The following is a 25,568-nucleotide window of genomic DNA, read 5'->3' as shown; positions in this document are numbered from 1 at the left end:
ATCATTAATGGCTCTTACAACAGACCAATAGCCTGCCTAGGATGCAGACATTCGCCAAGGAAAATATCTCCATGTATACGCCGCGCGCTTTTGCCATCGACGAGTTGTCCCAACTACATGAACTGATCCTCGCCACCCGTCTCGCCATATTGGTGACCCACGGCGAAAGCGGCCTGCAAGCCAGTCATGTGCCGGTGCTGCTGCATTGCGAACAAGGCTTGAACGGCACGTTGTACGGGCATCTGGCCAAAGCCAATCCACAGTGGAAAGACCTGCGCGACGGTGCCGAAGCCCTGCTGATTTTTGCCGGTGCCGACGCCTACGTCAGCCCCGGCTTCTACCCGAGCAAGGCCGAACACGGCAAAGTCGTGCCAACCTGGAACTACGTCGCCGTACACGCCTATGGCCGAGCCGAAACCTTTAGCGATGGCGGGCGGCTGCTCGACATCGTCAGCACCCTCACCGACCGTCATGAAGCTGGCCGCGCCCAACCGTGGTCAGTGGCCGATGCCCCCGCCGATTACATCGACGGCATGCTCAAGGCCATCGTCGGTTTCGCCATTCCCATCGACCGTCTGGAAGGCAAGCGCAAGCTCAGCCAGAACCGCAGCCCCGCCGACATCGCCGGCGTACGCGAAGGCCTGGCCGCCAGCCCCGACGTCAACGACCAGACCCTCGCCCAATTGATGCGCTAAGGAAATCACCATGAGTCAAATCGACATTCGCCAAGTCACCTCCGGTGATCACGCCGCGTGGCTGCCGCTGTGGCAAGCCTACCTGCGCTTCTATAAAACCGAGTTGCCGGAGGCCGTCACCCACAACACCTGGCAGCGCATGCTCGATCCGCACGAGCCAACCCACGCCGCCCTCGCCTGGGCTGACGGCAAAGCGGTGGGCATGGTGCATTTCATCTACCATCGTTCGAACTGGGCCATCGAAAATTCCTGCTACCTGCAAGACTTGCTGGTGGTTCCGGAAACCCGTGGCACCGGCGTCGGCCGTCAGCTGATCGAGTTCGTCTACACCACGGCCAAGGCAGACGGCTGCAACAAGGTGCACTGGCTCACCCACGAAACCAACGCAACCGCGATCCAGCTCTACGAGCGCATCGCCGAACGCCCCGGTTTCATCCAGTTTCGCAAAGCCATTTAGGTTCAAGGAGAACAGCATGTCGATTTCACTCGCCGACTGGAAAGGCGTCCCGGCTCCCACGACTCAACTGATCGAAGGCCGTTACATCCGCCTGGAAAAACTCGACCCGGCGCGCCATGGCGACGACCTGTTCAATGTGCTGCAAGGCCCGGGTGCCGATCCAAAACTGTGGGACTACTTGCCTTACGGCCCCTTCCCCGAACGCAGTACCTTCAACGACTGGCTGAACAACCACGCGGTCAGCAGCGACCCGTATTTTTTCAGCGTGATCGACCGCGCCAGCGGCGAGGTACAAGGCATTCTCAGCCTGATGTCTATCGTCCCGGCCCAGGGCCGCATCGAGATCGGCCACGTCACCTTCGGTGCCCCGATGCAGCGCTCGCCGAAAAGCACCGAGGCGGTTTACCTGCTGGCCAGGGAATCCTTTGCCCTGGGTTACCGTCGCCTGGAATGGAAATGCAACAACGCCAACGCCCGCTCCAAATACGCGGCCGAGCGTTTGGGCTTCAGTTTTGAAGGCGTGTTCCGCCAGCACATGGTGGTCAAGGGGCAGAACCGCGATACCGCGTGGTACTCGATCCTTGACTCGGAATGGCCGGCGATTGGCGCCGGGTTTGAGAAGTGGCTGAGCGCTGAGAACCAGACGGCTTCGGGGCAGGTGAAAGGGTTGGCGGAGTGTCGGGCGTAATGTGCTTCCAAGCATTGCGATAGCCGGCCATGTCCCGTTTTTTTGTAAGAAAAAACGTTAGCTCGAAGGGGCAAAAACTGCCTTCTTCGAGCAGCCAGACATTTTCCGCATGAGAATCTGACATCCCCCGCACCACCACCGGAACCGCCTGACATCGGTGCCGATAGCCCTGCATTTAGAGTTTGGTCTTCTGCCATGGAGGCCAAACTCAATGCCCATTCCAAACAAACACCGTCCACAACAACTCGCCCTGGCAATTGCACTTGCCTTGGGTTGCACTGGCGTTGCAACAGCCCAACAACCGCAGCCACCCGCCCCGACGCGCTCGACATCGGCCGTGCTGATCGCCGATCTGGACGCCTTCGCCAAAGCCTCCGACACCGTACTGTTCCAGATCAAAAAAGCCACCGACGGCACAACCCTGAAACTGGACGATCGCAATGATTTGATCACCCTGAGCTCTCGCGGAAGTCTCACCGGGCTCCTGGATGGCGGGGCCGGTCAAAACGTCCTGCAACTCAATGCGGCAAAAGGCGGCAACCTGGGTGACACCCGCCAATTCCAGCGGCTGGACGTCAACCAGGGCCCCTGGACCCTGACAGGTTCCGGGGACTTCAGCGAAACCGCGTTAATACGCCCAAAAGCAGTGCTGACCAACAACGGACACATTCAGGGGCGTGCGGTCGTTCAAGGCTCGTTGATCAATAACGGGTTGATTGGCGACAACGTCGAGGTGGACGAATCGGGCACGTTCGGCGGCAACGGCCACGTCGGCTCATTGAGTGTACGCGGCCAGCTTATCGTCAATCATTTGCACGGCGCACCGACGGTCGCGGGCGACCTGAAGCTGTCCGACAAGGCAGTACTGGCTTATGAGATCAACGCGGCCGGTCGTGGTGAAACGATCAAGGTCGACGGCACTGCCAGCATTGGGGGTGCCACTCTGAAAGTACTCGCGATAGACGGTGAGTATCCGCAAATGAGCCGGTACACCGTCATCGAAGCCAACACGCTTGACGGAGAATTTACCAACGTCGAAAACAACCTCGCTTTCATGACGCCCAATGTGAGATACGAGGGAGCTACCGTCGAGCTCACCTATGCACGTAACGAAGTAGCTATCGGTAATCTCGCCACCACTGAAAACGGGCAGAGACTCGGTGAGAGCATTGAGGAATCCAGAGATTTATCTTCCACGCAGGCGCCACCTCAGGATGAAACCTCCGACGCTATCGTCCAGAACGAGCCTGTAAACACCGACGCTCCTGAACTCACCCCCGCAACACCGAAGACAACTGAGACTCCGACGCCCCCTTTAACACCCACCACCCACACCAAAACAGCATTGGCACCTCCAGCATCCCCCGCGAAGCCAAGCCCCGTAGCCAGTGCGCCAAAACCAGCCAGCCCCACAAACGCGGCTGTCGCAGCCTTGCTCGGTGCCGACAAAAGCACCGCGTCTCACGCTATCGAGCAACTGGCCGCAGGCACTACCGCCAACCTGGCCAAAGCTACGTTGAACAGTGACAGCGCAGTGAGCGCCACGATGCTCTCGGCGATGCACCAGTTAGACGGAACCTCGGGTTTGAGCAGTCAGAAGAGGGCACCACGCCAGGCAGCGGGCAACGAAATCGACAGCCGAGTCTGGCTCCAGGCATTGGGCTATGGCGGCACACTGGACCGTGACTACGACGCCTTGAAATATGCGACCCAAGGACTGGTTCTGGGAGCGGATTGGGCATTTGATGAAGCATGGCGAATCGGTGTGATGGGCGGAAAATCACACACTCGCCTGGACAGCCGTGACCTCGATGGCGACCTCGATAGCTGGCATTTAGGGGCTTATGCCCTGCGCCAGAGTGGTTTCATTTCCTTGCGTCTTGGCGCCAGCTACAACAATCACGACGGCAGTACCCAACGTCAGGTGGCCTTCAATGGTTTCAAGGACCGCCCCAAAGGCAGGTACGACGCCAGCACCCAACAGGCGTTTGCTGAAGTCGGGTACAACCTCGGCCGCGCCAACATCAATATCGAGCCATTCGCAGGTCTTGGCTATCAACGTTATCAGCGCAATGGCTACACAGAAAAAGGGGGTGCCGCAGCGCTTAAAGTCCATGACCAATTGCAGAACAACCTCAGCAGCACACTCGGCCTGCACCTGACAAAATTCAACACGCTGGATAACGGCATGCAACTGACACCTCGTTTCAGCGCCAGCTGGAAACATCTCTACGGCGAGGCCTCTACCGAAACCCGCCAACGACTTATCACGGGCGGTCGAAACTACACCGTCACTGGTGCGCCGCTGGATCGTGACAGCCTGAGCCTCGATGCCGAACTTGACCTTGGACTCTCGGCAAACCATACCTTAGGTGTCGGCCTCACCGGGGAGGCAGGCAATGATGGGCGCAACTATGGTGTAACGGGTCAGTGGCGGATAGCTTTCTGATTACCTACTGACTCAACACAATACCTGTGGGAGCGGGCTTGCTCGCGAACGCGGTTAACCATTCAGCATATGAACTGGCTGATCGACCGCTTTCGCGAGCAAGCCCGCTCCCACAGGATAGGCGACGCTTTCATGAACGGATTTGCGGGCAAAAAAAGGGGAGCACATGCCCCCCCGAGGTATAAAGCGTTGTTATCCCGGCTGTTAACTCAGCCTTCGATCTCGATCAGTATCTCGCCCGGGTTCACCCGGTCGCCCTTGGCCACGTGAATGGCGGTGACTTTACCGGCGATGGCGGCCTGGACTTCGGTTTCCATCTTCATCGCTTCGGTGATCAGCACAGCCTGGCCTGCCTTGACGGTGTCGCCCTCCTTAACCAGCACATCGACGATGTTGCCCGGCATGGTGGTGCTGACATGGCCCGGTGCAGTGGCTTGCTTGCGCTTACTGCTGCCACCGCTGACGAACTCGTTGAGCGGTTCGAACACGACTTCTTCCGGCATGCCATCGATGGACAGGTAGAAGTGACGCTTGCCTTCAGCCTTGACGCCGACACCGGTGATGTCGACGCGGTAGGTTTCGCCGTGGACGTCGATCACGAACTCGGTCGGCACGCCTTCGCCGCCCGCCGAAGCCATCTTGCCGGCTTCCGGAATCGGCAACAGCACTTCAGGAGTCAGGGTGCCAGCCGCGCGTTCTTCGAGGAACTTGCGGCCGATGTCCGGGAACATGGCAAAGGTCAGCACGTCTTCTTCAGACTTGGCCAGTGCACCGATATCGGCACGCAGTTTGGCCATTTCCGGCTTGAGCAGGTCGGCCGGACGCACGTCGATCACTTCTTCGCTGCCGATGGCCTGGCGACGCAGTTGTTCGTTCACGGTGCCCGGCGCCTTGCCGTAACCGCCCTGCAGGTACAGCTTCACTTCGTTGGTGATGGTCTTGTAGCGCTCGCCGGCCAGCACGTTGAAGAACGCCTGGGTGCCAACGATCTGCGAGGTCGGGGTCACCAGCGGCGGGAAGCCGAGGTCTTCACGAACCCGCGGGATTTCGGCCAGCACTTCGTTCATGCGGTTGAGTGCGCCCTGCTCTTTCAACTGGTTGGCCAGGTTGGAAATCATCCCGCCCGGCACCTGGTTGACTTGAACGCGGGTATCAACGGCAGTGAATTCGCTTTCGAACTGGTGGTACTTCTTGCGCACGGCGTAGAAATACAGACCAATCTCTTGCAGCAGTTCCAGGTTCAGGCCGGTGTCGAACTCGCTGCCTTTAAGCGCTGCGACCATCGACTCGGTGCCCGGGTGGCTGGTGCCCCAGGCGAAGCTGGAGATTGCGGTATCGATGTGGTCGGCACCGTTTTCGATGGCCTTCATCTGGCACATCGCGGCCAGGCCAGCGGTGTCATGCGAGTGAATGAACACGGGCAGCGATTGCTCGGCTTTCAGGGCCTTGACCAGTTCGCCGGTGGCGTATGGGGTCAGCAAACCGGCCATGTCCTTGATCGCCACCGAGTCGCAACCCATGGCTTCCATTTGCTTGGCCTGGTTCACGAAGGCCTCGATGGTGTGCACCGGGCTGGTGGTGTAGGCGATGGTGCCCTGGGCGTGTTTGCCGGCGGCTTTTACCGCTTCGATGGCCACGCGCAGGTTACGCACGTCGTTCATGGCGTCGAAGATACGGAACACGTCGATGCCGTTGACCGCTGCCTTGGCGACGAAAGCTTTGACCACGTCGTCGCTGTAGTGGCGGTAGCCCAGCAGGTTCTGGCCGCGCAACAGCATTTGCAGGCGGGTGTTAGGCAGCGCGGCGCGCAGTTGGCGCAGACGCTCCCACGGGTCTTCTTTCAGGAAGCGCACGCAGGCGTCGAATGTCGCGCCGCCCCAGCATTCCAGCGACCAGTAGCCGACTTTGTCGAGCTTGTCGCAGATCGGCAGCATGTCTTCGGTGCGCATGCGGGTGGCGAGCAGCGATTGGTGGGCGTCGCGCAGGATGGTGTCGGTTACATGAATCTTCTTGGACATTGTTTTATTCCTCACAGGCCTGCGTGGGCGGCGATGGCGGCGGCGATGGCCAGGGCCAGCTCTTCGGGTTTGCGCTTGATCGAGTAGTTGGTCAGTTCAGGGTGGCTTTCAACGAAGCTGGTATTGAACTGGCCGCTACGGAATTCCGGGTTGCGCAGGATTTCCTGGTAATACGCGGCGGTAGTCTTGACCCCTTGCAGACGCATGTCGTCCAGGGCGCGCAAGCCACGGTCCATCGCCTCTTCCCAGGTCAGCGCCCACACCACCAGTTTCAGGCACATGGAGTCGTAGAACGGTGGAATGGTGTAGCCGGTATAGATCGCCGTGTCGGTACGCACGCCAGGACCACCGGGGGCGTAGTAGCGGGTGATCTTGCCGAAGCTCGGCAGGAAGTTGTTCTTCGGGTCTTCGGCGTTGATCCGGAATTGCAGGGCGAAACCACGGTGGTGGATGTCTTCCTGTTTCACCGAAAGCGGCAGGCCGGAAGCGATGCGGATCTGCTCGCGGACAATGTCGATGCCGGTGATTTCTTCGGTGATGGTGTGTTCCACCTGCACCCGGGTGTTCATCTCCATGAAGTACACCTCGCCCTCGGCGAGCAGGAACTCCACGGTGCCGGCGTTCTCGTAACCCACGGCCTTGGCTGCACGCACCGACAGGTCGCCGATATAGGCACGCTGTTCCGGGGTCAGTTGCGGGCTCGGGGCGATCTCGATCAACTTCTGGTTACGACGCTGGATCGAACAGTCACGCTCGAACAGGTGCACCACGTTGCCGAAGCTGTCGCCAAGAATCTGCGCTTCGATGTGCTTGGGATTGACGATACATTTTTCCAGGAACACTTCCGCCGAACCAAATGCCTTGGTGGCTTCGGAAATCACGCGTGGGAAGGCCTGTTCGAGTTCTTCGCGGCTGTTGCAGCGACGAATACCGCGGCCGCCACCACCGGACGTGGCCTTGAGCATTACCGGGTAGCCGATGCGATCGCCTTCGGTCAGGGCTTCTTCGATGCCCGACACGTTGCCTTCGGTGCCCGGGGTCACCGGTACGCCGGCCTTGATCATGCTGCGGCGGGCTTCGGTCTTGTCGCCCATGCGGCGAATGACTTCAGCCGATGGGCCGATGAACTTGATCCCGCGCTCGGCGCAGATCTCCGCCAGTTCGGCGTTTTCCGAAAGGAATCCGTAACCGGGGTGCAGCGCATCGCAACCGGTTTCCACAGCCAGGTTCACCAGCTTGCGCGGGTTCAGATAACCGGCCAGCGGCTCAGCCCCAATGCTGTGGGCTTCGTCCGCACGCTTGACGTGCAAAGCATGACGGTCGGCGTCGGAGTAGATCGCGACCGAGCGAATGCCCATTTCGGCGCAGGCACGTACAATTCGTACGGCAATCTCACCACGGTTGGCGATCAGGATCTTTGTTATCACTTGGAGTTTCCCTTGAGCCGGTGGTACCCACGACCTGCTAGACCCAGGTCGACGCGTGACCAAATGTTTCAATTTGGTCGCAGGTCCACACTAGCGCCCACAAGGGATTAACAAAAATGAATAATAATTGGGTCGCGCATAAGTAAAGACTTATAGTTGAATCACCAGCCAGCGACGAGAGCGACAAGATAATGCGTAAGTCATTGATGCGTATGACTTTGCGGCAATTGCAGATCTTTAACGAGGTCTGTGATTTGCGGTCCTACAGCCGAGCGGCCGAGGAAATGTCGCTCACACAACCTGCCGTCAGCCTACAGATTCGTCAGCTTGAAGAGCTGATTGGCCAGCCTTTGTTCGATTACGTCGGCAAAAAACTCTACATGACCGAAGCCGCTGAAGCGTTACAGCGGGCCAGCCGGGATATTTTCGGACGCCTGGAAAACCTCGACATGCAGCTGTCGGACATGCAGGGTTCGTTGCAGGGGCAACTGAAACTGGCAGTGGAATCCAGCGCCAAATATTTCGTGCCGCATTTGTTTGCCGCGTTCAAACGCCAGCACCCGGAAGTGAACCTGCAACTGACGGTGGTCAATCGCGGCCAGGTCATTCGGCGTCTGTCGGATAACCGCGACGACCTGGTGATCATGTCCATGGTGCCCCAGGACATGGGCCTGGAATTCCTGCCGTTCCTGAACAACCCGATCGTCGCCGTGGCACCACCGGATCATCCGCTGTGCCATATGGGGCCGCTGCGCTTGCAGGATCTCGAGCCCTACACACTACTTCTGCGTGAGCCAGGCTCCGGGACGCGGCTTGCGTGCGAAGAATACTTCAAAGAGAAGCGCGTGCACTTCAACCAGACTCAGGAAGTCTCGTCTGCCGAAGCCCAGCGTGAATGTGTACTGGCAGGTCTGGGCGTTGCGCTATTGACGCGCCACGCCCTGAACCTTGAGCTGGCAACCGGCGGACTGATCGAATTGCCGGTCGAAGAATTGCCGCTCTACCGCAGCTGGTGTCTGGTGCAGGCCAAGGCGAAACGCCTGTCACCGGTGGCTCACGCCTTCCTGGCGTTTGTTCGTAGCGAACGGATTCAGATCAGCGCGCTGGTTGAGCGTTTCGACGGGAAGTCGAGGGAGATGACTGCCAGAAGTTGAGCTCCAGCTCTGGAAAATCGCCAATCTCGGCCAGAAGCTGACGACGTTCGCAGCGATCTTCAATGGCGCGGCGGAATTCCATACGGCGCTGATCTTCTTGCTGACGACGGGTTTTGACAGCGCTGTTGCGTTCTTCGTAGGGCATGGCCATTTCGAGTCTCCCAAGGCGAGTACGGGAGTTTCAAGATAGGCGCGCGGGATGACGGTTTGGCGGCTCGGGCGTTACAGACTGATGAAAGTTGCGGCGTAGTCGAGGACGCCATCGCGAGCAAGCTCGCTCCCACATTTGACCGTATCCATCAGGCAGAACCTGGCCGAATGTGGGAGCGGGCTTGCTCGCGAATAAGGTCGGAACGACCTTCAGTCATTTCAGATCAGAATCAATCGTCCAGCGCCTTCACCGACTTGGGCGACAACCGCAAACTGCGCAGGCTGCGCTTGACGCTCTTGAGGTGATTCACCAGGCTCGGTCCGCGCGCCATGGCCACACCCATCGCCAATACGTCGATGACGACCAGGTGGGCGATTCGCGAGGTCAACGGCGTGTAGATTTCGGTGTCCTCATGCACATCGATCGCCAGGTTGACGGTCGACAGCTCGGCCAATGGCGTCTGGCTCGGGCACAGGGTGATCAACGAAGCACCGCTTTCACGCACCAGGTTGGCGGTGATCAGCAAATCCTTGGAACGCCCCGACTGGGAAATGCAGATCGCCACATCGGTCGGCTTCAGGGTCACCGCCGACATCGCCTGCATGTGCGGGTCGGAATACGCCGCAGCGGTGAGCAGCAAACGGAAGAATTTGTGCTGAGCATCCGCCGCGACCGCACCCGAGGCGCCGAAGCCATAGAACTCGACACGCTGGGCCTGGGACATCAGCGTCACCGCTCGCTGCAACTCCACCGGATCGAGTTTCTCGCGAACCTCCATCAGGGTGTGCAATGTGGTGTCGAAGATTTTCAGACTGTAGTCGGCGACCGAATCATCCTCATGGATCGCGAACTGGCCGAAACTCGCGCCCGCCGCCAGGCTCTGGGCCAGCTTCAGCTTCAGGTCCTGGAAACCGGAGCAACCGATGGCGCGGCAAAAACGCACGATGGTCGGCTCGCTGATGCCCACGCTGTGGGCCAGGTCGGCCATTGAGCTGTGCATCACGGCCGCAGGATCAAGCAGCACATGGTCGGCGACCTTGAGCTCCGACTTGCGTAACAGGTGGCGAGACTGGGCGATGTGTTGCAGCAGATTCAAAGGGCTGGACTCTTTGTTATTGGCAGGTGCCGGGGATGCAGCACGCTTGTAGTTATACTACATGAATCGGCTTTTTGCCTGCTCAATGCGTAACCACATCCCTCGACATTCAGGCACGCGCGCTCCATGTAGCGCTCCTCACCAGCTTTCCAGTTGCTCATCGATGCTCGCCTTTTGGCGTTGCGACAAAAATGAGCCTGCCCTTACAAACTTCAGCATTAGTTATCTCATCAACAACACACAACCCACATCAACTTACAAACAAGTCAACTATCGCCACCCACAAATTAAATAAAGATGGATATATTAAATAGGCAGGACGCACTTATCTTAATTAAAGGAGCTACACGCTATGATCATTACAACCAAAGATTGGCTCGCCCAAACTGACCGCATGCCCGGTGCTGCTTCCTTCCGTGCCTTTGGCACGGTAACCGTTGCAAACGCTGGCATTACGCCAAAGCTGGTACTGAGTAAGCTTCAGGACAAATCTTTTGATTTGCGACTTGACCTGGAACTTGAAACAACCCACGAAGTTGCACTCCAAATTCTAACAGACAAGTTTGTCGAATATAAAATCACTGGAAATCCCAAGGTCACTGGCGTCAGTATTTTCTTCGAAGGAAAGTTACTGCACCACATTGATAAAGTACTGATCACCGATTAAATAATTACCTGCTGCAAACTTCCCGTCAGACCGCCAAAGGGCCTGACGGGAAGCCTCCTCAGTCAATCCGCGTCCTGCCCTCGCAGTTGGCCCGCCAGGTCTTGCGCTTCTACCGGCCGACTGATCAGATAACCTTGCACCTCATCGCAGTGCTCACGCTTGAGAAACTCAAGCTGCTCCTGTCGCTCCACCCCTTCCGCCACAACCTTCAATGACAAACCATGGGCCATTGCAATGATCGCCCGGGTGATCGCCGCATCCTCGGTACCCTCCCCCAGCCCGCGGATAAACGCCTGATCAATCTTCACGTAATCCACGGGAATGCGCTTGAGGTAGCTCAGGGATGAATAGCCGGTGCCGAAATCATCGATCGCCAGCTTCACCCCTAGATCGCGCAACTGCTGGAAGGTCGCGATGATGTGCTCGACGCTGTCCAGCAACTGGCTTTCGGTCAACTCCAGCTCCAGGAAGTGCGGCGCCAGCCCGGTTTCTTCCAGTACCTGGCGCACCAGGCTGACCAATTTGCCCTGGCGCAGCTGATGCACCGACAAATTGACCGAAACCCGAATCGGCTCAAGCCCCTGGCGCTGCCATTCACAGGCTTGCCAGCAAGCCTGGCGCAGTACGAACTCGCCGATCGGACCGATCAGCCCGGTTTCCTCGGCCAGCCCGATAAAGTCTCCCGGCGGCACGCGGCCCATGGTCGGATGATCCCAGCGCACCAGCGCTTCGGCGGCGTTCAACCGGCCGGTGGCCAGGCACAGCTTCGGCTGGTAATACACCTTGAGTTGTTTGTCTTCGATGGCTTTGCGCAGATGGTTTTCCAGTTGCAGGCGTTCCAGGGTGCTGGCTTGCAGGCTGTCGGTGTAGAACTGGAAGTTGTTGCCGCCCAGGTGCTTGGCATGTTGCATGGCCATGTTCGACTGGCTGACCAATGCAGACATCTCCCGGGCGTTGTCCGGAAGCAGGCTGATGCCCATGGACGCACTGACCACCAGTTCATGCCCTTCGACCGTCACCGGCAGGCGCAACTTGGTTGCCAACCGTGTCGCCACCCGCGCCAGGCTCGACAGGTTGCCGTAGGAATTGAACAGCACCGCAAATTCATCGCCGGACAAGCGTGCGATGGTGTCTGCCTCCGGCAATGCGTTGACCATCCGCCGGGCCATTTTCTGCAACAGTTGGTCAGCGACTTCATGGCCGAGACTGTCGTTGAGCAGCTTGAAGCGGTCCAGATTGATGTGCAGCAATGCCAGACTGCGATAACCGCCCTGACGTACCCGTTGGTGGGCCTCGCTCAACCGCTCACGAAACAGCGAGCGATTGGCCAGGCCGGTCAATTCGTCATAGTGGGTCAGGTAGCGCATGCGCTCTTCGGATTCGCGTCTCGCCGACAGATCTGCGAAGAAGCCTACTATATGGCTGATCTTTCCCCGAGGATCACGCACGGTATTCAGCTGAAGCCATTGCGGGTACATCTCCCCGTTCTTGCGGGTTTCCACCAGTTCGCCCTGCCAACTGCCGTGCTGCTCCAGCGCTTGATGGATCGCTGTGAAGTGCCGGCGGGCGTCGCGACTGCACGGCAACTCGACCACGTTGCGCCCGAGAATGTCCTCGATGTCATAACCCGTTACGCGGCTGAAAGCCTGGTTGACGGCAATCAGTGCATAGGCGGGGTCAAAGATCACGATGCCTTCACTGGCCGCCTCGAACACCGTCGCTGCCAGTTGCTGTTGTTCCTCCAGCACCTTGCTGGCACTGATGTCGCGCCGCGTCCCGACCATGCGAATGACCCGGCCGTTTTTGCTGCGCTCGACTGCCCGGCCACGGTCCTCGATCCAGACCCAGTGACCATCGCCATGACGCACCCGGTACTCGACCTGGTAATCCTCGCTGCGGCCTTTCAAGTGCTCGACCAGCGCCCGACGCAAGACTGGAAGATCCTCGGGGTGCAAGCGCGGCTTGAGATGGCGCAGCATCGCTGTCACATATTCCGGCTCCAGACCGAACAGCTCCTGAATCAGGGTGTGATGCACTTCGTCGGTCTGCAGGTTCCAGTCCCAAAGACCCAGCTCACTGGCTTTCAAGGCGAGCGCCAGGCGTGCTTCGCTTTTGCTCAGGGCCTGGTTGGCCGCGTCCAGTTCCAGGCTGCGCTGGGTGACGCGGCTTTCCAGTTCAGCCTGGATTTGCCGCAACTCGTCTTCGGCCCGACGGCGTTGGTCGACTTCCCCGGCCAGTTTCTGATTGAGCTGGTCACTGCAATTGCGGGCGTGTTGCAAATGCTCGATCAGCGCCTGATTCTGAAAACGCCGCAACAGACCGCGGTCGATCAATCGATTGACCTGCCAGGCAACGACACTCAGTGCACCAAGCAATATCAGGCCGAACCAGCCCCAGCCGTGCTGCTGCTCATCTGCGCCCCAGAACATATAGGCAATGGCCGGCAACAGGCAGGGCAAGGTAAAAGACAGGAAGGCCGGCAGACTCACTGCATAAGCAACGCTGGCCGACAATGCCGCGGCGCCGATCAGGCCGAACACCCAGGCTTGCTGGATGAAGTTGTCGGCGGGGACCAACGCGATGCCGGCACCCGCCAGGGTCAGGCCGGTCAGGCCCGAACCGAGCAAAAACATTCGTCCCCAGACTGGATTGGCTTGACGATTGGGAATGGCCGAATCAAAGGCGGCGACCTGGATGACCCGCAATGCCACCAGCGACAGCAACCAGACCAGCCACACGCTGACCAGGAAATAGCGCTGCGGGCTCCAGAGCAAACCGGCGCAGACCAGGCCATTGATCAGCATGAACAACGTGGGCAGCAGCGAGCCCTGATACAACAGGCGCGTGCGTTCGACCGCCATTTCCATAGCGTATTGCTTGCGGATAACCCGGGGCTCCACAGTGGGGCCCGACAGGTCGAAGCTGAGGGTCATAGGCGATGTTCTTGTTCTTATAATGATGAGCATGGGCCCGAAACTGCTCGGAGCATACACAAGCAATTGCCCGGACCAAACTCCTGCTGATCAACAAGTCGCCAAATTTTTCAGCCGCCGACGCCCCCTGAAAACGCCGAAGGCACGCCCCGCCAACGCCTGCAGCCGATGACTGACCGGTCGTCCTTTGCATAACTTTCATCGGCTAAATCGAAGCGGAGTTTGCCCGGTGTGTCGCGGCCCCCTAGAATGCCCTGATGCGCGATGATCTCTCCCTTCTGCTGAACTCCCTCAACGATGCCCAACGCCAGGCTGTAGCGGCCCCCGTGGGTCGTCAGTTGGTCCTGGCCGGTGCTGGTTCCGGTAAAACCCGAGTGCTGGTGCACCGTATCGCCTGGTTGATCCAGGTCGAAAACGCCTCGCCCCACTCCATCCTGTCGGTGACCTTCACCAACAAGGCTGCTGCCGAGATGCGCCAGCGTATCGAGCAGCTGATGGGCATCAACCCGGCCGGCATGTGGGTTGGCACCTTCCACGGCCTGGCGCACCGCTTGTTGCGGGCGCACTGGCAGGAAGCGGGCTTAAGCCAGACCTTCCAAATCCTCGACAGCGATGACCAGCAACGGCTGGTCAAGCGGGTGATCCGCGAGCTCGGCCTGGACGAACAGCGTTGGCCGGCCCGTCAGGCCCAATGGTTCATCAACGGGCAGAAAGACGAAGGCCTGCGCCCGCAACACATTCAAGCCAGTGGTGATCTGTTCCTGGCGACCATGCGCGGCATCTATGAAGCCTACGAGGCCGCCTGCCTGCGTGCGGGCGTCATCGACTTCTCCGAATTGCTGCTGCGCGCCCTCGATCTGTGGCGCGATCACCCAGGCCTGCTCGCTCACTATCAAAAGCGCTTCCGACACATTCTGGTGGACGAATTCCAGGACACCAACGCCGTGCAGTACGCCTGGTTGCGCCTGCTGGCCAAGGGTGGCGACAGTCTGATGGTGGTGGGCGACGACGACCAGTCGATCTACGGCTGGCGCGGCGCGAAAATCGAGAACATCTACCAGTATTCCGAAGACTTCCCGGACGCCGAAACCATTCGCCTGGAGCAAAACTATCGCTCCACCGCCGGCATCCTGAAGGCTGCCAACGCCTTGATCGCCAACAACACCGGGCGCCTGGGCAAAGAGCTGTGGACAGACGGCGGCGACGGCGAAGCCATCAACCTGTATGCCGCCTTCAACGAACACGACGAAGCCCGCTACGTTGTCGAAACCATTGAAAGTGCGCTGAAAACCGGCTTGTCCCGAAGCGATATCGCGATTCTGTACCGCTCCAACGCCCAATCGCGGGTTTTGGAAGAAGCGCTGCTGCGTGAACGCATTCCGTACCGCATCTATGGCGGTCAGCGCTTCTTCGAACGCGCGGAAATCAAGAACGCCATGGCTTACCTGCGGTTGCTCGAAGGTCGGGGCAACGATGCCGCGCTGGAACGGGTGATCAACGTGCCGGCCCGTGGCATCGGCGAGAAAACCGTCGAAGCGATCCGTGACCATGCACGCCACAGCGATGTGTCGATGTGGGAGGCAATGCGCCAACTGGTGGCCAACAAAGGCCTGACCGGTCGTGCGGCCGGTGCCCTTGGCGCGTTTATCGAGCTGATCGAGAACCTCGCCGCCAAATGCATGGAAATGCCGCTGCACCTGATGACCCAGACCGTCATCGAGCAGTCGGGGCTGATTGCCTATCACGAAGCGGAAAAAGGCGAGAAAGGCCAGGCCCGGGTAGAAAACCTTGAGGAACTGGTCAGCGCCGCGCGCAACTTCGAAAACAGCGAAGAAGACGAAGACCTGACGCCATTGGCAGCGTTCCTCGGTCACGCGTCGCTGGAGGCTGGCGATACCCAGGCCGACGAGCACGAAGACAGCATTCAACTGATGACCCTGCACAGCGCCAAAGGCCTGGAATTTCCTTACGTGTTCCTGGTGGGCATGGAAGAAGGCCTGTTCCCGCACAAGATGAGCCTGGAAGAACCCGGCCGCCTTGAGGAAGAGCGTCGACTGGCCTACGTCGGCATCACCCGGGCCATGCAGAACCTGGTGATGACCTTTGCCGAAACCCGCCGCCTTTATGGCAGCGAGACCTACAACAAGGTGTCGCGCTTCGTACGCGAGGTGCCGAAAGGTCTGATTCAGGAGGTGCGGTTGTCCAACAGTGTCAGCCGTCCGTTTGGTGGCAACCAGTCGATGAGTGGCAGCAACCTGTTTAGCGGCAGCGAGATACCACAAACCGGCTTCAGCCTCGGCCAGACCGTACGGCACTCAGTGTTCGGCGACGGTGTGATCCTCAACTTCGAAGGCGCCGGGGCTCAGGCCCGGGTGCAGGTGAACTTCAGCGAAGGCAGCAAGTGGCTGATGCTGGGTTATGCCAAGCTGGAAGCGATCTAAAAGACCGCCAGAAGTCTAATGTGGGAGCGGGCTTGCTCGCGAAGAACGATCACGCGGTGTTTCTGACGAACCGCGGTGCTGCCTTCGCGAGCAAGCCCGCTCCCACAGGGTTAGGCGTTGGCTTATGTGAATGAAAGGGAACAAATATGGGCTCAGGCTTCTTTTCTTCCTGGACATTCTGGGCCCTGTTATCGGCGGCGTTCGCGGCGATGACCGCCATTTTCGCGAAAGTTGGCATCGAAAACGTCAACTCCGACTTCGCCACCCTGCTACGTACGATAGTGGTGTTGGTCAGTCTGGCCTTGATTTTGTACGCCACGGGCCAATATCAGTCTTTGGGATCGATCTCTGCGAAGAGCTACCTGTTCCTGCTGTTGTCGGGCCTGGCCACCGGTGCATCGTGGATCTGCTATTTCCGTGCACTCAAGGTTGGCCCGGCATCACTGGTTGCCCCAGTGGACAAACTCAGCGTGGTGCTGGTGGCCATTCTTGGCGTTGTCCTGCTGGGCGAAAAACTCGACCTGCGCCAATGGGGCGGAATCGGTCTGATCACGGCCGGGGTCGTCATGCTGGCCCTGCGACGCTAGGCGAACGTCCTACAAAACTTATCCATTCATCTGACATATCAAAGTCAAAAGGCCTTATTGCGCTGACTGAAGCTGAACATGACCTGTCAGGCAAAAGCCCGAAACACTCTGCCGCTAGCCAGTAACACTTCAGCTGTGCAACATGGCGCGCGTGCCTTCCACAAATGGGAATTCCCTTTATGAAACGTTTTCTTAGCATCGCCATGGCGTTGTGCATCGGCCTGACGATGAGTCTCGACGTCAATGCCGCCAAGCGCTTCGGTGGTGGCAAAAGCGCAGGTGCTGCGCCGACGCACCAGACCAGCCAGATGGCTCCTTCTTCCCCAGGCATGGGCGGCGCTGCGGCGACCGCTGGTGCTGCCGGTGCCGCTGGCGCCGCTGCCAAGGCCGGTGGCGCTTCGCGCTGGCTCGGCCCTCTGGCCGGTATCGCGGCCGGTGGCTTGCTGGCATCCATGTTCATGGGTGACGGCTTCCAGGGCATGCAGATGCTCGACATCCTGATCATGGCCGTCATTGCGTTCCTGGTCTTCCGCTTTATCGCCGCCCGTCGTCGCAAGCAGCAAGAGCATTACGCTCCGGCCGGCCACGCGCCGATGCAACGAGAAGTGTTCGAACAGAAGCCGGCCGGCGGTTCGATCTTCGGTGGTTCGGCAGCGCCTGTTGCCGCTCGTCCGGTGATCAATGCTCCAGCCTGGTTCAACGAAAGCAACTTCGTCGAAGCGGCGCGCAATCACTTCCAGTCCCTGCAACAGCACTGGGACGCCAATGAAATGGACAAGATCGCCGAGTTCGTGACCCCGCAAATGCTGGAGTTCCTCAAGCGTGAGCGGGCTGACCTGGGTGACGGTTTCCAGTCCACCTACATTGATAACCTCAATGTACAGCTGGACGGTGTGGACGATCGCGCCGACAAGACCATCGCCACCCTGACCTTCACTGGCGTGTCGAAAACCTCGCGTTTCGACCAGGGCGAAGTCTTCAGCGAAAGCTGGAACATGGAACGTACACAGGGTGAAAACCAGCCTTGGCTGGTGGCCGGTATCCGCCAGAACGGCTGATCCTCCTCCGCGTTTCACTTGCTGTAATAAAAACCCCAGCCCTGGCTGGGGTTTTCTATTTCGCGGTTGCATCTATAGCGAGCTACTGTATAAACCGCCCCATATAAACCGCGCCATACAAGCAAGAGGATCCCGGACGTGGAAGAAATCATCGAACAACTGCGTGAAGCGAACGAACCGGTACCGGTCCCCTTGGAGTTGCCCGACGAAGACCTGCTGGTCGAAATCGAAGAACAACTGTTCATCGACATTCCGTTCGTCTTCAGAGAGTTTCTGCTGACTGTCAGCGACGTGGTCTACGGAAGCCTGGAACCGGTCACCGTCACCGACCCGCAATCTCACACCTACCTGCCCGACGTTGCCGCCAACGCCTGGGACGCTGGCGTCGATCGCAGCATGATTCCTATCTGCCAGGTCGGTGATGACTACTACCTGGTCGAAGAGGACGGCACCGTGGTGTTTTGGCAGGCCGAAGAAGAGTTGATCGCCGAAGAAACCTGGGAGTCCGTGTGGCACTGGGCGCGGGACGTCTGGCTGGAAAGCTGATCCAGTCAACACCGCAGGGTGGTCAATGCCCGGACGACTCCTTGTGATTGTCGAGGGTTTCCAGCAACGCCACCTGCATCCGCGTATGCACACGAATGAACCAGCGCCACAGCAATGCCGCCACGGCGGCCGCGACGATGGCGATCAGCACCAGCAACTTGTTGGTCGGCAGAATACTGGCCGACAAGGCTGCCAACAGCAAAAAGATCACCAGCAGCGACAGGATCGGGATCACTTCGGCGATCACGCGGCGCACTCGCTGCGTGTGGCGCCCGGCCATTTCCGGCTTCACCCCCATTTCCGCCAGCAACATCGACAATGCTTTTAGCTTGCGATACGCCGCAATCAAAAAAGGTAGCGACAGCAACAGCGCCCCACCCCAGATCAATGCCTTCTGCCAGCTCGGGTCGCTGATCCAGCCTTGCAAGTAAGCCGACATGCGCTCGGCGAAGAACGCGCCCGAGAGGAAGATCGCGATCACCAATGCCAGGTTGACCCCGACCTGCAGCAAAATCCTTCTGATCATCGATGCCAGCAATGCCCCCTCACCCTGAGGCTGGATGCTTCGCAGCCATTCGCCGTACATCCCCAACACCCGTCCCAGGCGCTCCGGCATGACGCCGGCGAGCTTGATCGACAATGGATCGGCCGCGCGGATCAAATAAGGCGTCAGCAAGGTCGTGATCACCGAAACAGCCACGGCCACGGGGTATAAAAAGTTGCTGGTGACCTGCAACGTCATGCCCAGTGCCGCGATGATGAAAGAGAATTCGCCAATCTGTGAAAGACCCATCCCGACCCGCAGTGAGGTGCGTCCGTCATTGCCGGCGATAAATGCACCAAGGCCACAGGACAGCATCTTGCCAAGCACCACGGCTACGGTGATTACGGCGATTGGCCACGCGTATTGAAGCAGGATCGCCGGATTGAGCATCAGCCCGATGGCCACAAAGAAAATCGCACTGAAAAGATCGCGAACCGGCTCAATCAAGCGCTCAATTTTCAGCAACTGCCGGGATTCTGCCATGATCGCGCCAATCAGGAATGCCCCGAGGACCATGCTGTATTCAAGCTTGACCACCAGCAGACAGAAGCCAAAACACAGGCCCAGCACGGTAATCAGCAGCATTTCGTTGCTGTCGAATCTGGCCACGTAGGCCAGCAACCGCGGCACCATCAGAATACCGATGACCAATGCGACGATCATGAACAGCGATAGCTTGCCGACTGTGGAGAACACTTCACCGGAACTGACCGTACCGCTGACGGCGATGCTGGACAGCAGTGCGATGATGCCAATGCCCAGGATGTCTTCGACGATCAGCACACCGAATATCAGCTGTGCAAATCGCTCGTTCTTCAGCTTCAGATCGTTGAGCGCCTTGACGATGATGGTGGTCGAGGAGATCGCCAGAATCGCGCCGAGGAACAATGAATCCATGGTGTTCCAGTCGAACCAGCGACCAATCTCGTAGCCGATCCAGATCATCAGCACGATTTCCAGGAACGCCGCAATGAATGCCGTCGCACCGACCTTGAACAGCTTGCGCAGGCTGAACTCCAGGCCCAGGCAGAACATCAGGAATATCACCCCGAGTTCGGCCAGGGTCTTGATGGTTTCTTCGTCATGGATCAGGCCGAATGGCGGGGTGTGCGGGCCAATGATGAAACCGGCGACGATGTAGCCCAGCACCACCGGTTGTTTCAGGCGATGGAAAATCACCGTCACCACACCTGCGATCAACATGATCACTGCCAGATCCTGAATGAAACTGATGGCATGCACGGCGTGAGACTCCCTGGCTGGCATTGCTCGATCCCCGGACGCATGAAAAGTCTGATCGAGCAGAACAAAAATCGGAATTTCGCGTAGGAAATGCCCTTGAGGCAGGGCTTTTTTGCAGGGTAACACCGCGACTTCTGGCAGAAAGGCGGTGCAATATATGGAAACAGATCGATCCGGCGTGACGGCGACTCTGCGCCCGGCGTCCCGATAACTGTTGGTTTGAAAAAACCGCTGAGGCACCCGCAGAGGTGCATCCCTCAAACCTGGCCTTGACCCGTGAGAATGCTATGGAACCCGGAAACGCCCAGCTGTCGATGACGGTATTGATGACCCCCGACATGGCCAACTTCTCTGGCAATGTTCACGGCGGCACCCTGCTCAAGTACCTCGACGAAGTGGCCTACGCCTGCGCCAGCCGTTATGCCGGCCGCTATGTGGTGACCCTGTCGGTTGATCAGGTCATTTTCCGTGAGCCGATCCATGTCGGCGAACTGGTGACCTTTCTCGCCTCCGTCAACTACACCGGCAACACCTCCATGGAGGTGGGCATCAAAGTGGTGACCGAGAACATTCGCGAGCGGTCGGTGCGCCACACCAACAGTTGCTTCTTCACCATGGTCGCCGTGGATGACCAGCGTAAACCTGCACCGGTACCACCGCTGCAACCGCAGAACAGTGAAGACAAGCGCCGCTACATGCAGGCCCAACAGCGCCGGCAGATTCGTCAGGAGCTGGAAAAGCGTTATCAGGATATCAAGGGCGACGCCTGAGTTTTTCAGTCAGGTTGATGGTGTTCTCTACATAGCCTTCGCGAGCAAGCCCGCTCCCACATTTGATCTTTGGTGTTGCATAGATCCAGTGTGGGAGCGGGCTTGCTCGCGAATGGTTTCAACACTCAATCAGAGACTGATTGGTGTCGCCTCGAACCGCACCCGCGGATGGGCAATCCGGTCCTGAGCCCGAACCAGTTCCAGCTCGTAGCTGGCACACGCCTGGGTTTCCAGCAGCACTTCATGCACCGCCGACGCCGCGAACTCGAAGGCGGCCACCAGGCTGTCACCCAACAGCACACGTGCCAGGAACAGCCCGGACGTCAGATCGCCCACGCCCACCGGCTGACGCGGAAACGCCAGCAACGGGCGCTGCAAATGCCAACTGCCTTCGGCCGTCACCAACAGCATCTCGAAGACCTCTGCCGATTTACCGGGATAGTCCAGATGCTTGACCAGCACCGCTTTCGGGCCGCGCGCCAGCAATGCACGCGCCATGGCCAGGCAATCGAACAGCGATAGCGGCTTGCGCCCGGAGAAACTGTCCAGTTCCAGCTGGTTCGGGCACATGAAGTCCGCCACGGCAGCGGCCTCTTCCAGCAGAAAATCACTGACTTCCGCCGGAACACTGCAGCCCTTCTCCGGATGCCCCATGACCGGGTCACACAGGTACAGCGCCTTGGGATTCATCGACTTGATCCGCGCCACCCCCGTCAGGATCGCCCGGCCCTGGGCCGCACTGCCGAGGTAACCGGAGAGCACCGCATCGCAGTTGCCCAACTCGCCAATCGCCGCGATGCCTTCGACCAGGTCAGGTATCTGATGCGGCGCCAGCACTTCACCGGCCCACTGACCGTACTGGGTGTGATTGGAGAACTGCACGGTGTTGAGCGGCCAGACATTCACCCCGACCCGTTGCATCGGGAAAACCGCGGCACTGTTGCCGGCGTGACCGAATACCACGTGGGACTGGATAGCGAGCAAATGCGGAGTACGTTTCATGCGGTGGATTTCCGTAAAACGATTGAAATTCTAGCCGCGCAGTATGCGACTAAACGCAGCCTGTACGACAGACCAGCGACACAGTTAAGCTGACACTATCTTGTTGGAGCACCCTGTTGATGCTGACCCTTGGAAATATATTCGTGCTGATGCTTTTCGCCACTGCCGGCGCATGGCTATGGCACAACCACGGCTTGCGCGAACGCGCACTGGAGCGGGTCAAACAGCATTGCAGCAAACTAGGGATCGAATTGCTCGACGGCAACGTGGCCTTGAAAAGAATCGCGTTCATCAGGGATGCCAGTGGTCGGCGACGCCTGGCCCGTGTGTATAACTTCGAGTTCACCGTAACCGGCGAAACCCGCCACAACGGCACCATCACCCAGTTCGGCGCTCACAGCGCACAGATTGAGCTGGCGCCCTACCCGGCCCCATTCGACGAAACCGAATCGGTGGTCGATGTGGTGAAGCCTCGCGCAGAGGTGATCGAGCTGAGCCAGTGGCGTCAGGAACACACCAAGTGGCGGCCTTGAACCACATTAACCCGATTCGGATCGGCACGCTGCCAGCTCACCCTGCAACAGTTTTGCATTTTGCGGCTCACTGAAAATCAGCTCGATACGTGAGTCCTGTCGCCATTCACTGGGCTGCCAGTCCAGTACCGAGTTATCCACAGCGTTCGCCGCGACCCACCCTTCGACACTGTGGATAACCAGCTTCGCCCGCCTCCAGCCAAGGCACTCAAGCCACTGGCCAACCAGAGCGGCATCAAACACCTGGCCTGGATGCCAACGCCAACCGATGCTCCAGCCACCGTCCTGTTCCTGACTCAGGCAAATGGGCAACTCGGGATCGCTCCAGACGGCCGGCAACTGTGCCAACCCCTTGGGCACGACGAAGTTATCCACACCTGCCCGCGCTCTGGTATTCAACCCCGGCAACTCGTTCAAGGGTAAAACCGCCTGTTGCGTCCAGCACAGGGGAGTCGACGGCAATAGCGCGGCAATTTCCTGGCGGCGGTTTTCGTCGAGACCTTCAGATTTGTTCAGCAGTAACAATCCCGCATGGCTCAACGCTTGCTGTTGCGCATCCGGCAACGGTTTGCCAGCGGCGAGCGACTGGGCGTCCAGCACCAGCACACAAGGCTGAACAGCCAACACGCCTTGCCACGGCGCTTCGCTCAATTGCCTGAGCAACTGCGCCGGATGCCCCAACCCCGAGGGCTCGATGAACAGCCGATCCGGTTGCGCCTTGCGCAACAAACGCCCAAGACCAATCTGAAACGGGGCCCCATTGACGCAACACAAGCAGCCCCCGGCCACTTCGCCCAGTGCGATACCATCGGCGTCCCGGGTCAGTAGCGCAGCGTCGAGACCGATCTGGCCGAACTCGTTGATCAATACCGCCCACCGCTCGCCGGCCGGGCGCTGCGCCAGCAAGTGCTTGATCAGGCTGGTCTTGCCGGCGCCCAACGGGCCGGCAATGACATGAGTGGGGATATTCTGCAGCATGGTCGATGGTTTCTGAGGAGGTGATGGATGCGGTTGATTGGCTTGTCGTTGCTCCTGGCACTCGTTTCAGGCGAGGCGCTGGCCCAGGCGTGTGTGGTTCACAGCCAGGCCGAGCGGCTTGACGTCCAGGTTTGCCAGCAGAATCGCAGCATCCCGCCAAAGCTCTTCGCCGATGGTTTCTGCCAGCCGAACCTGGCGGGGCAGAAAGTCGAAGTGAAGTATGTCGACCAATGCCCCGGCGGCGCATTTGGTATCTGCAGCAACGCCCAAGTCGCCAATATGCCCTACCGGCAAGATATTCACTATTACGGCGTTGCCACCGACGTGGCGTATTTACAGCCGTACTGCGAGGCCCAGAGCCAGGGCACCTGGCTCAAGCCTTGAAGCTTCCGTAAAGGCTCAGGCAGCCTCTTCGTACCAAGGGCCGAAGGGATCAGCCAGCAATCGCCAGCCTTCTACACCGAGCGCCATTTCCTCATCGGTCAGCAGGCAGGCGTCCAGCTCGGCCGCGAGCTGCGTGAAGTCGATGTTCTGGCCGATGAATACCAGCTCCTGGCGACAGTCCCCGCTGTCGGCAGTCCAGTTTTTCATGATCCCGGCGGTACTTTCCGCATCCTGCGGCCATTGGTTTTTCGGTACGAAACGCCACCAGCGCCCGGCAAAACCATAGCGCATCATACCTCCGGCCTGGGACCAGCTGCCGGCGTCCATGTGCTTGCTTGCCAGCCAGAAAAAGCCCTTGGAGCGCAGCAGTTTGCCGTTGTCCCAAGAGCCGTCGATGAAGTTGAAGAAGCGCTGCGGATGAAACGGTCGGCGTGCCCGGTAGGCGCTGGAAGCAATGCCGTACTCTTCGGTTTCCGATACGTGTTCGCCACGCAGTTCCTGCAACCATCCCGGTGCCTGGGCAGCCTTTTCGAAGTCAAAACGACCGGTGTCGAGAATTTTATTCAAAGGGATTTCGCCCATCGCCATCGGAATGATTTCTGCCCGGGCGTTGAGCCGTTCAAGGATGGCAATCAGCTCCTCGCGTTCGTAGCTGCTGATCAAATCGATCTTGCTGAGCAAAATCACATCGGCGAACTCCACCTGTTCAATCAACAGATCGGTAATCGAACGCTCGTCCTCTTCCCCAAGCGTTTCTCCTCGGGAAGCCAGACTTTCGGCAGCCTGGTAATCGAGCAGGAAATTCATGCCATCGACCACCGTGACCATGGTGTCGAGACGTGCGATGTCGCTGAGGCTCTGGCCGTTTTCATCGCGGAAGGTAAAGGTCTCCGCCACTGGCAGCGGTTCGGAAATACCGGTGGATTCGATCAGCAGATAGTCGAAGCGGCCATCCCTGGCGAGTTGACTCACTTCCTCCAGCAAATCTTCACGTAACGTACAGCAAATACACCCGTTGCTCATTTCCACCAACCGCTCTTCAGCCCGATTCAGGCTGACATCACGCTGGACTTCGGTGCCATCGACGTTGATTTCGCTCATATCGTTGACGATGACTGCAACCCGCAAGCCATTGCGATTACGTAGTATGTAATTAAGAAGTGTACTTTTTCCGGCACCAAGAAAGCCGGAGAGAACGGTCACGGGGAGTCGATTGGACATCTGCATATTCCTCACAGGGATGCCCGGTCGCTATGTCGGGCTTATTTTGATGTTATAGTATAACAACACAAATAAGCCATCCCCTCTTGCCCAACCGGGCAAAGGACACGATGCTAAATGCATCCCCTCCGTGAGAATCCCCATGCGCAACGCCCTGAAACCTGCGTTGATAATGCTTTCCCTGCTGGCTGCTGCCGACGCGCTGGCACAGGCCCCGAGCCTGGCCAGGTGCACCCGAAGCGCGAACCTGCTGGCCTGCGTGGATGCGGATGGCAACGCCTACAGCGTCAACACCGCCGGAAGCACAATCTATCTGCGGGGATTCGAAATGGCCGGAAAACGCTATTGGGTGCAGACCAACAGCCGCTACGGTCAGCTTACGTTTTTCACCGGCATCGCGTCCGATGGCGAGGCTTGGGTTGGCTACAACCAGCGCGTCGGCTGGACCACGATCAACCGGTTTTCCAGCTCCGGCGGCAGCAGCGCCAAATTCACCTGCAGCCGGATCGCCGGCTGTTAGGCCTGCC

Annotated in this window: 23 protein-coding genes; 14 read left to right on the top strand and 9 right to left on the bottom strand. The window is 58.9% G+C overall.

Annotated features, from left to right (window positions below):
- Positions 1 to 71 precede the first annotated feature (71 nt).
- The 4 genes from ABIA48_RS15315 (at position 72) to ABIA48_RS15300 (ending at position 4,289) form a co-directional block, all read left to right on the top strand.
- Positions 72 to 695: an FMN-binding negative transcriptional regulator gene (locus tag ABIA48_RS15315; RefSeq protein ID WP_007971713.1), complete on the top strand. Its 624-nt coding sequence runs from the start codon at positions 72 to 74 to the stop codon at positions 693 to 695.
- A gap of 10 nt (positions 696 to 705) precedes the next feature.
- Positions 706 to 1,152: an N-acetyltransferase family protein gene (locus ABIA48_RS15310; RefSeq protein ID WP_429489693.1), complete on the top strand. Its 447-nt coding sequence runs from the start codon at positions 706 to 708 to the stop codon at positions 1,150 to 1,152.
- Between the two features lie 16 nt (positions 1,153 to 1,168).
- Positions 1,169 to 1,840, top strand: a complete 672-nt coding sequence (locus tag ABIA48_RS15305; RefSeq protein WP_429489691.1) for a GNAT family N-acetyltransferase — start codon at positions 1,169 to 1,171, stop codon at positions 1,838 to 1,840.
- A 211-nt stretch (positions 1,841 to 2,051) separates the two neighbouring features.
- Positions 2,052 to 4,289 carry an autotransporter outer membrane beta-barrel domain-containing protein gene (locus tag ABIA48_RS15300; protein ID WP_429489690.1) on the top strand — a complete coding sequence of 746 codons (2,238 nt, stop codon included), beginning with the start codon at positions 2,052 to 2,054 and terminating at the stop codon, positions 4,287 to 4,289.
- Between the two features lie 209 nt (positions 4,290 to 4,498).
- Here ABIA48_RS15300 and oadA read toward each other — a convergent pair whose 3' ends face one another.
- Positions 4,499 to 6,307, bottom strand: coding sequence for a sodium-extruding oxaloacetate decarboxylase subunit alpha (oadA, locus tag ABIA48_RS15295; RefSeq protein WP_429489688.1), 1,809 nt, complete (start codon positions 6,305 to 6,307; stop codon positions 4,499 to 4,501).
- An 11-nt stretch (positions 6,308 to 6,318) separates the two neighbouring features.
- On the bottom strand, positions 6,319 to 7,734 hold the full coding sequence (locus tag ABIA48_RS15290) for an acetyl-CoA carboxylase biotin carboxylase subunit (protein WP_060540229.1): 1,416 nt from the start codon (positions 7,732 to 7,734) through the stop codon (positions 6,319 to 6,321).
- Positions 7,735 to 7,925: 191 nt separating this feature from the next.
- Between ABIA48_RS15290 and ABIA48_RS15285 the strand changes: the two genes are divergently transcribed.
- A complete protein-coding gene (locus ABIA48_RS15285) occupies positions 7,926 to 8,888 on the top strand; it encodes a LysR family transcriptional regulator (protein ID WP_007989625.1) in 963 nt (320 codons plus the stop codon).
- Here ABIA48_RS15285 and ABIA48_RS15280 read toward each other — a convergent pair.
- Both ABIA48_RS15280 and hexR read right to left on the bottom strand, forming a co-directional pair.
- A complete protein-coding gene (locus ABIA48_RS15280) occupies positions 8,830 to 9,039 on the bottom strand; it encodes a PA3496 family putative envelope integrity protein (protein ID WP_007989628.1) in 210 nt (69 codons plus the stop codon). The two genes, ABIA48_RS15285 and ABIA48_RS15280, sit on opposite strands and share 59 nt — an antisense overlap.
- Before the next feature lie 229 nt (positions 9,040 to 9,268).
- The gene (gene hexR / locus ABIA48_RS15275; protein WP_007927594.1) at positions 9,269 to 10,135 is read right to left on the bottom strand and encodes a transcriptional regulator HexR; all 867 of its coding nucleotides are present in this window, start codon (positions 10,133 to 10,135) and stop codon (positions 9,269 to 9,271) included.
- Between the two features lie 352 nt (positions 10,136 to 10,487).
- On the opposite strand from hexR, the gene ABIA48_RS15270 reads away from it, so the two are divergent.
- A complete protein-coding gene (locus ABIA48_RS15270) occupies positions 10,488 to 10,802 on the top strand; it encodes a hypothetical protein (RefSeq protein WP_429489687.1) in 315 nt (104 codons plus the stop codon).
- A gap of 62 nt (positions 10,803 to 10,864) precedes the next feature.
- On the opposite strand, the gene ABIA48_RS15265 is transcribed toward ABIA48_RS15270, so the two are convergent.
- Positions 10,865 to 13,735 carry an EAL domain-containing protein gene (locus ABIA48_RS15265; protein ID WP_429489685.1) on the bottom strand — a complete coding sequence of 957 codons (2,871 nt, stop codon included), beginning with the start codon at positions 13,733 to 13,735 and terminating at the stop codon, positions 10,865 to 10,867.
- A gap of 257 nt (positions 13,736 to 13,992) precedes the next feature.
- On the opposite strand from ABIA48_RS15265, the gene uvrD reads away from it, so the two are divergent.
- The 4 genes from uvrD (at position 13,993) to ABIA48_RS15245 (ending at position 18,367) form a co-directional block, all read left to right on the top strand.
- On the top strand, positions 13,993 to 16,176 hold the full coding sequence (uvrD, locus tag ABIA48_RS15260; protein WP_007995851.1) for a DNA helicase II: 2,184 nt from the start codon (positions 13,993 to 13,995) through the stop codon (positions 16,174 to 16,176).
- Positions 16,177 to 16,322: 146 nt separating this feature from the next.
- The gene (locus tag ABIA48_RS15255; protein WP_007989639.1) at positions 16,323 to 16,763 is read left to right on the top strand and encodes an EamA family transporter; all 441 of its coding nucleotides are present in this window, start codon (positions 16,323 to 16,325) and stop codon (positions 16,761 to 16,763) included.
- Positions 16,764 to 16,942: 179 nt separating this feature from the next.
- The gene (locus tag ABIA48_RS15250) at positions 16,943 to 17,821 is read left to right on the top strand and encodes a Tim44 domain-containing protein (protein ID WP_429489682.1); all 879 of its coding nucleotides are present in this window, start codon (positions 16,943 to 16,945) and stop codon (positions 17,819 to 17,821) included.
- 138 nt (positions 17,822 to 17,959) lie between these two features.
- Complete coding sequence (locus ABIA48_RS15245) at positions 17,960 to 18,367, top strand: SMI1/KNR4 family protein (RefSeq protein ID WP_007989643.1); 408 nt, start codon at positions 17,960 to 17,962, stop codon at positions 18,365 to 18,367.
- A 22-nt stretch (positions 18,368 to 18,389) separates the two neighbouring features.
- Here ABIA48_RS15245 and ABIA48_RS15240 read toward each other — a convergent pair whose 3' ends face one another.
- Positions 18,390 to 20,153: a cation:proton antiporter gene (locus ABIA48_RS15240; RefSeq protein ID WP_116262389.1), complete on the bottom strand. Its 1,764-nt coding sequence runs from the start codon at positions 20,151 to 20,153 to the stop codon at positions 18,390 to 18,392.
- A gap of 287 nt (positions 20,154 to 20,440) precedes the next feature.
- On the opposite strand from ABIA48_RS15240, the gene ABIA48_RS15235 reads away from it, so the two are divergent.
- The gene (locus ABIA48_RS15235; protein ID WP_007989648.1) at positions 20,441 to 20,923 is read left to right on the top strand and encodes an acyl-CoA thioesterase; all 483 of its coding nucleotides are present in this window, start codon (positions 20,441 to 20,443) and stop codon (positions 20,921 to 20,923) included.
- Between the two features lie 129 nt (positions 20,924 to 21,052).
- Here the strand turns inward: ABIA48_RS15235 and pdxY are convergent, their stop codons facing one another.
- Positions 21,053 to 21,925 carry a pyridoxal kinase PdxY gene (pdxY, locus tag ABIA48_RS15230; RefSeq protein WP_429489680.1) on the bottom strand — a complete coding sequence of 291 codons (873 nt, stop codon included), beginning with the start codon at positions 21,923 to 21,925 and terminating at the stop codon, positions 21,053 to 21,055.
- A 119-nt stretch (positions 21,926 to 22,044) separates the two neighbouring features.
- Between pdxY and ABIA48_RS15225 the strand changes: the two genes are divergently transcribed.
- Positions 22,045 to 22,458 (top strand): DUF3301 domain-containing protein, encoded by a 414-nt coding sequence (locus ABIA48_RS15225; protein ID WP_007989653.1) that lies wholly within the window; start codon positions 22,045 to 22,047, stop codon positions 22,456 to 22,458.
- 6 nt (positions 22,459 to 22,464) lie between these two features.
- Here the strand turns inward: ABIA48_RS15225 and ABIA48_RS15220 are convergent, their stop codons facing one another.
- Positions 22,465 to 23,436: a CobW family GTP-binding protein gene (locus ABIA48_RS15220; protein WP_429489678.1), complete on the bottom strand. Its 972-nt coding sequence runs from the start codon at positions 23,434 to 23,436 to the stop codon at positions 22,465 to 22,467.
- A gap of 27 nt (positions 23,437 to 23,463) precedes the next feature.
- Between ABIA48_RS15220 and ABIA48_RS15215 the strand changes: the two genes are divergently transcribed.
- Positions 23,464 to 23,820 (top strand): NADH:ubiquinone oxidoreductase, encoded by a 357-nt coding sequence (locus ABIA48_RS15215; RefSeq protein WP_429489676.1) that lies wholly within the window; start codon positions 23,464 to 23,466, stop codon positions 23,818 to 23,820.
- Positions 23,821 to 23,835: 15 nt separating this feature from the next.
- On the opposite strand, the gene zigA is transcribed toward ABIA48_RS15215, so the two are convergent.
- Positions 23,836 to 25,041, bottom strand: coding sequence for a zinc metallochaperone GTPase ZigA (gene zigA / locus ABIA48_RS15210; RefSeq protein ID WP_429489674.1), 1,206 nt, complete (start codon positions 25,039 to 25,041; stop codon positions 23,836 to 23,838).
- Between the two features lie 142 nt (positions 25,042 to 25,183).
- On the opposite strand from zigA, the gene ABIA48_RS15205 reads away from it, so the two are divergent.
- A complete protein-coding gene (locus tag ABIA48_RS15205) occupies positions 25,184 to 25,561 on the top strand; it encodes a glutamine synthetase (protein ID WP_429489672.1) in 378 nt (125 codons plus the stop codon).
- Positions 25,562 to 25,568: the final 7 nt, after the last annotated feature.

The organism is Pseudomonas sp. S30_BP2TU TE3576, from assembly GCF_050436025.1.
In the GTDB taxonomy this organism is placed as follows: Bacteria; Pseudomonadota; Gammaproteobacteria; order Pseudomonadales; family Pseudomonadaceae; genus Aquipseudomonas.
This window is presented reverse-complemented; position numbering and strand designations above follow the sequence as displayed.

Coding starts and splice junctions, on each gene's coding strand:
- ABIA48_RS15315 (WP_007971713.1), top strand. CDS start 72: ATGTATACGCCGCGCGCTTTTGCCATCGACGAGTTGTCCCAACTACAT.
- ABIA48_RS15310 (WP_429489693.1), top strand. CDS start 706: ATGAGTCAAATCGACATTCGCCAAGTCACCTCCGGTGATCACGCCGCG.
- ABIA48_RS15305 (WP_429489691.1), top strand. CDS start 1,169: ATGTCGATTTCACTCGCCGACTGGAAAGGCGTCCCGGCTCCCACGACT.
- ABIA48_RS15300 (WP_429489690.1), top strand. CDS start 2,052: ATGCCCATTCCAAACAAACACCGTCCACAACAACTCGCCCTGGCAATT.
- oadA (WP_429489688.1), bottom strand. CDS start 6,307: ATGTCCAAGAAGATTCATGTAACCGACACCATCCTGCGCGACGCCCAC.
- ABIA48_RS15285 (WP_007989625.1), top strand. CDS start 7,926: ATGCGTAAGTCATTGATGCGTATGACTTTGCGGCAATTGCAGATCTTT.
- ABIA48_RS15280 (WP_007989628.1), bottom strand. CDS start 9,039: ATGGCCATGCCCTACGAAGAACGCAACAGCGCTGTCAAAACCCGTCGT.
- ABIA48_RS15270 (WP_429489687.1), top strand. CDS start 10,488: ATGATCATTACAACCAAAGATTGGCTCGCCCAAACTGACCGCATGCCC.
- ABIA48_RS15265 (WP_429489685.1), bottom strand. CDS start 13,735: ATGACCCTCAGCTTCGACCTGTCGGGCCCCACTGTGGAGCCCCGGGTT.
- uvrD (WP_007995851.1), top strand. CDS start 13,993: ATGCGCGATGATCTCTCCCTTCTGCTGAACTCCCTCAACGATGCCCAA.
- ABIA48_RS15255 (WP_007989639.1), top strand. CDS start 16,323: ATGGGCTCAGGCTTCTTTTCTTCCTGGACATTCTGGGCCCTGTTATCG.
- ABIA48_RS15250 (WP_429489682.1), top strand. CDS start 16,943: ATGAAACGTTTTCTTAGCATCGCCATGGCGTTGTGCATCGGCCTGACG.
- ABIA48_RS15235 (WP_007989648.1), top strand. CDS start 20,441: ATGGAACCCGGAAACGCCCAGCTGTCGATGACGGTATTGATGACCCCC.
- pdxY (WP_429489680.1), bottom strand. CDS start 21,925: ATGAAACGTACTCCGCATTTGCTCGCTATCCAGTCCCACGTGGTATTC.
- ABIA48_RS15225 (WP_007989653.1), top strand. CDS start 22,045: ATGCTGACCCTTGGAAATATATTCGTGCTGATGCTTTTCGCCACTGCC.
- ABIA48_RS15220 (WP_429489678.1), bottom strand. CDS start 23,436: ATGCTGCAGAATATCCCCACTCATGTCATTGCCGGCCCGTTGGGCGCC.
- ABIA48_RS15215 (WP_429489676.1), top strand. CDS start 23,464: ATGCGGTTGATTGGCTTGTCGTTGCTCCTGGCACTCGTTTCAGGCGAG.
- zigA (WP_429489674.1), bottom strand. CDS start 25,041: ATGTCCAATCGACTCCCCGTGACCGTTCTCTCCGGCTTTCTTGGTGCC.
- ABIA48_RS15205 (WP_429489672.1), top strand. CDS start 25,184: ATGCGCAACGCCCTGAAACCTGCGTTGATAATGCTTTCCCTGCTGGCT.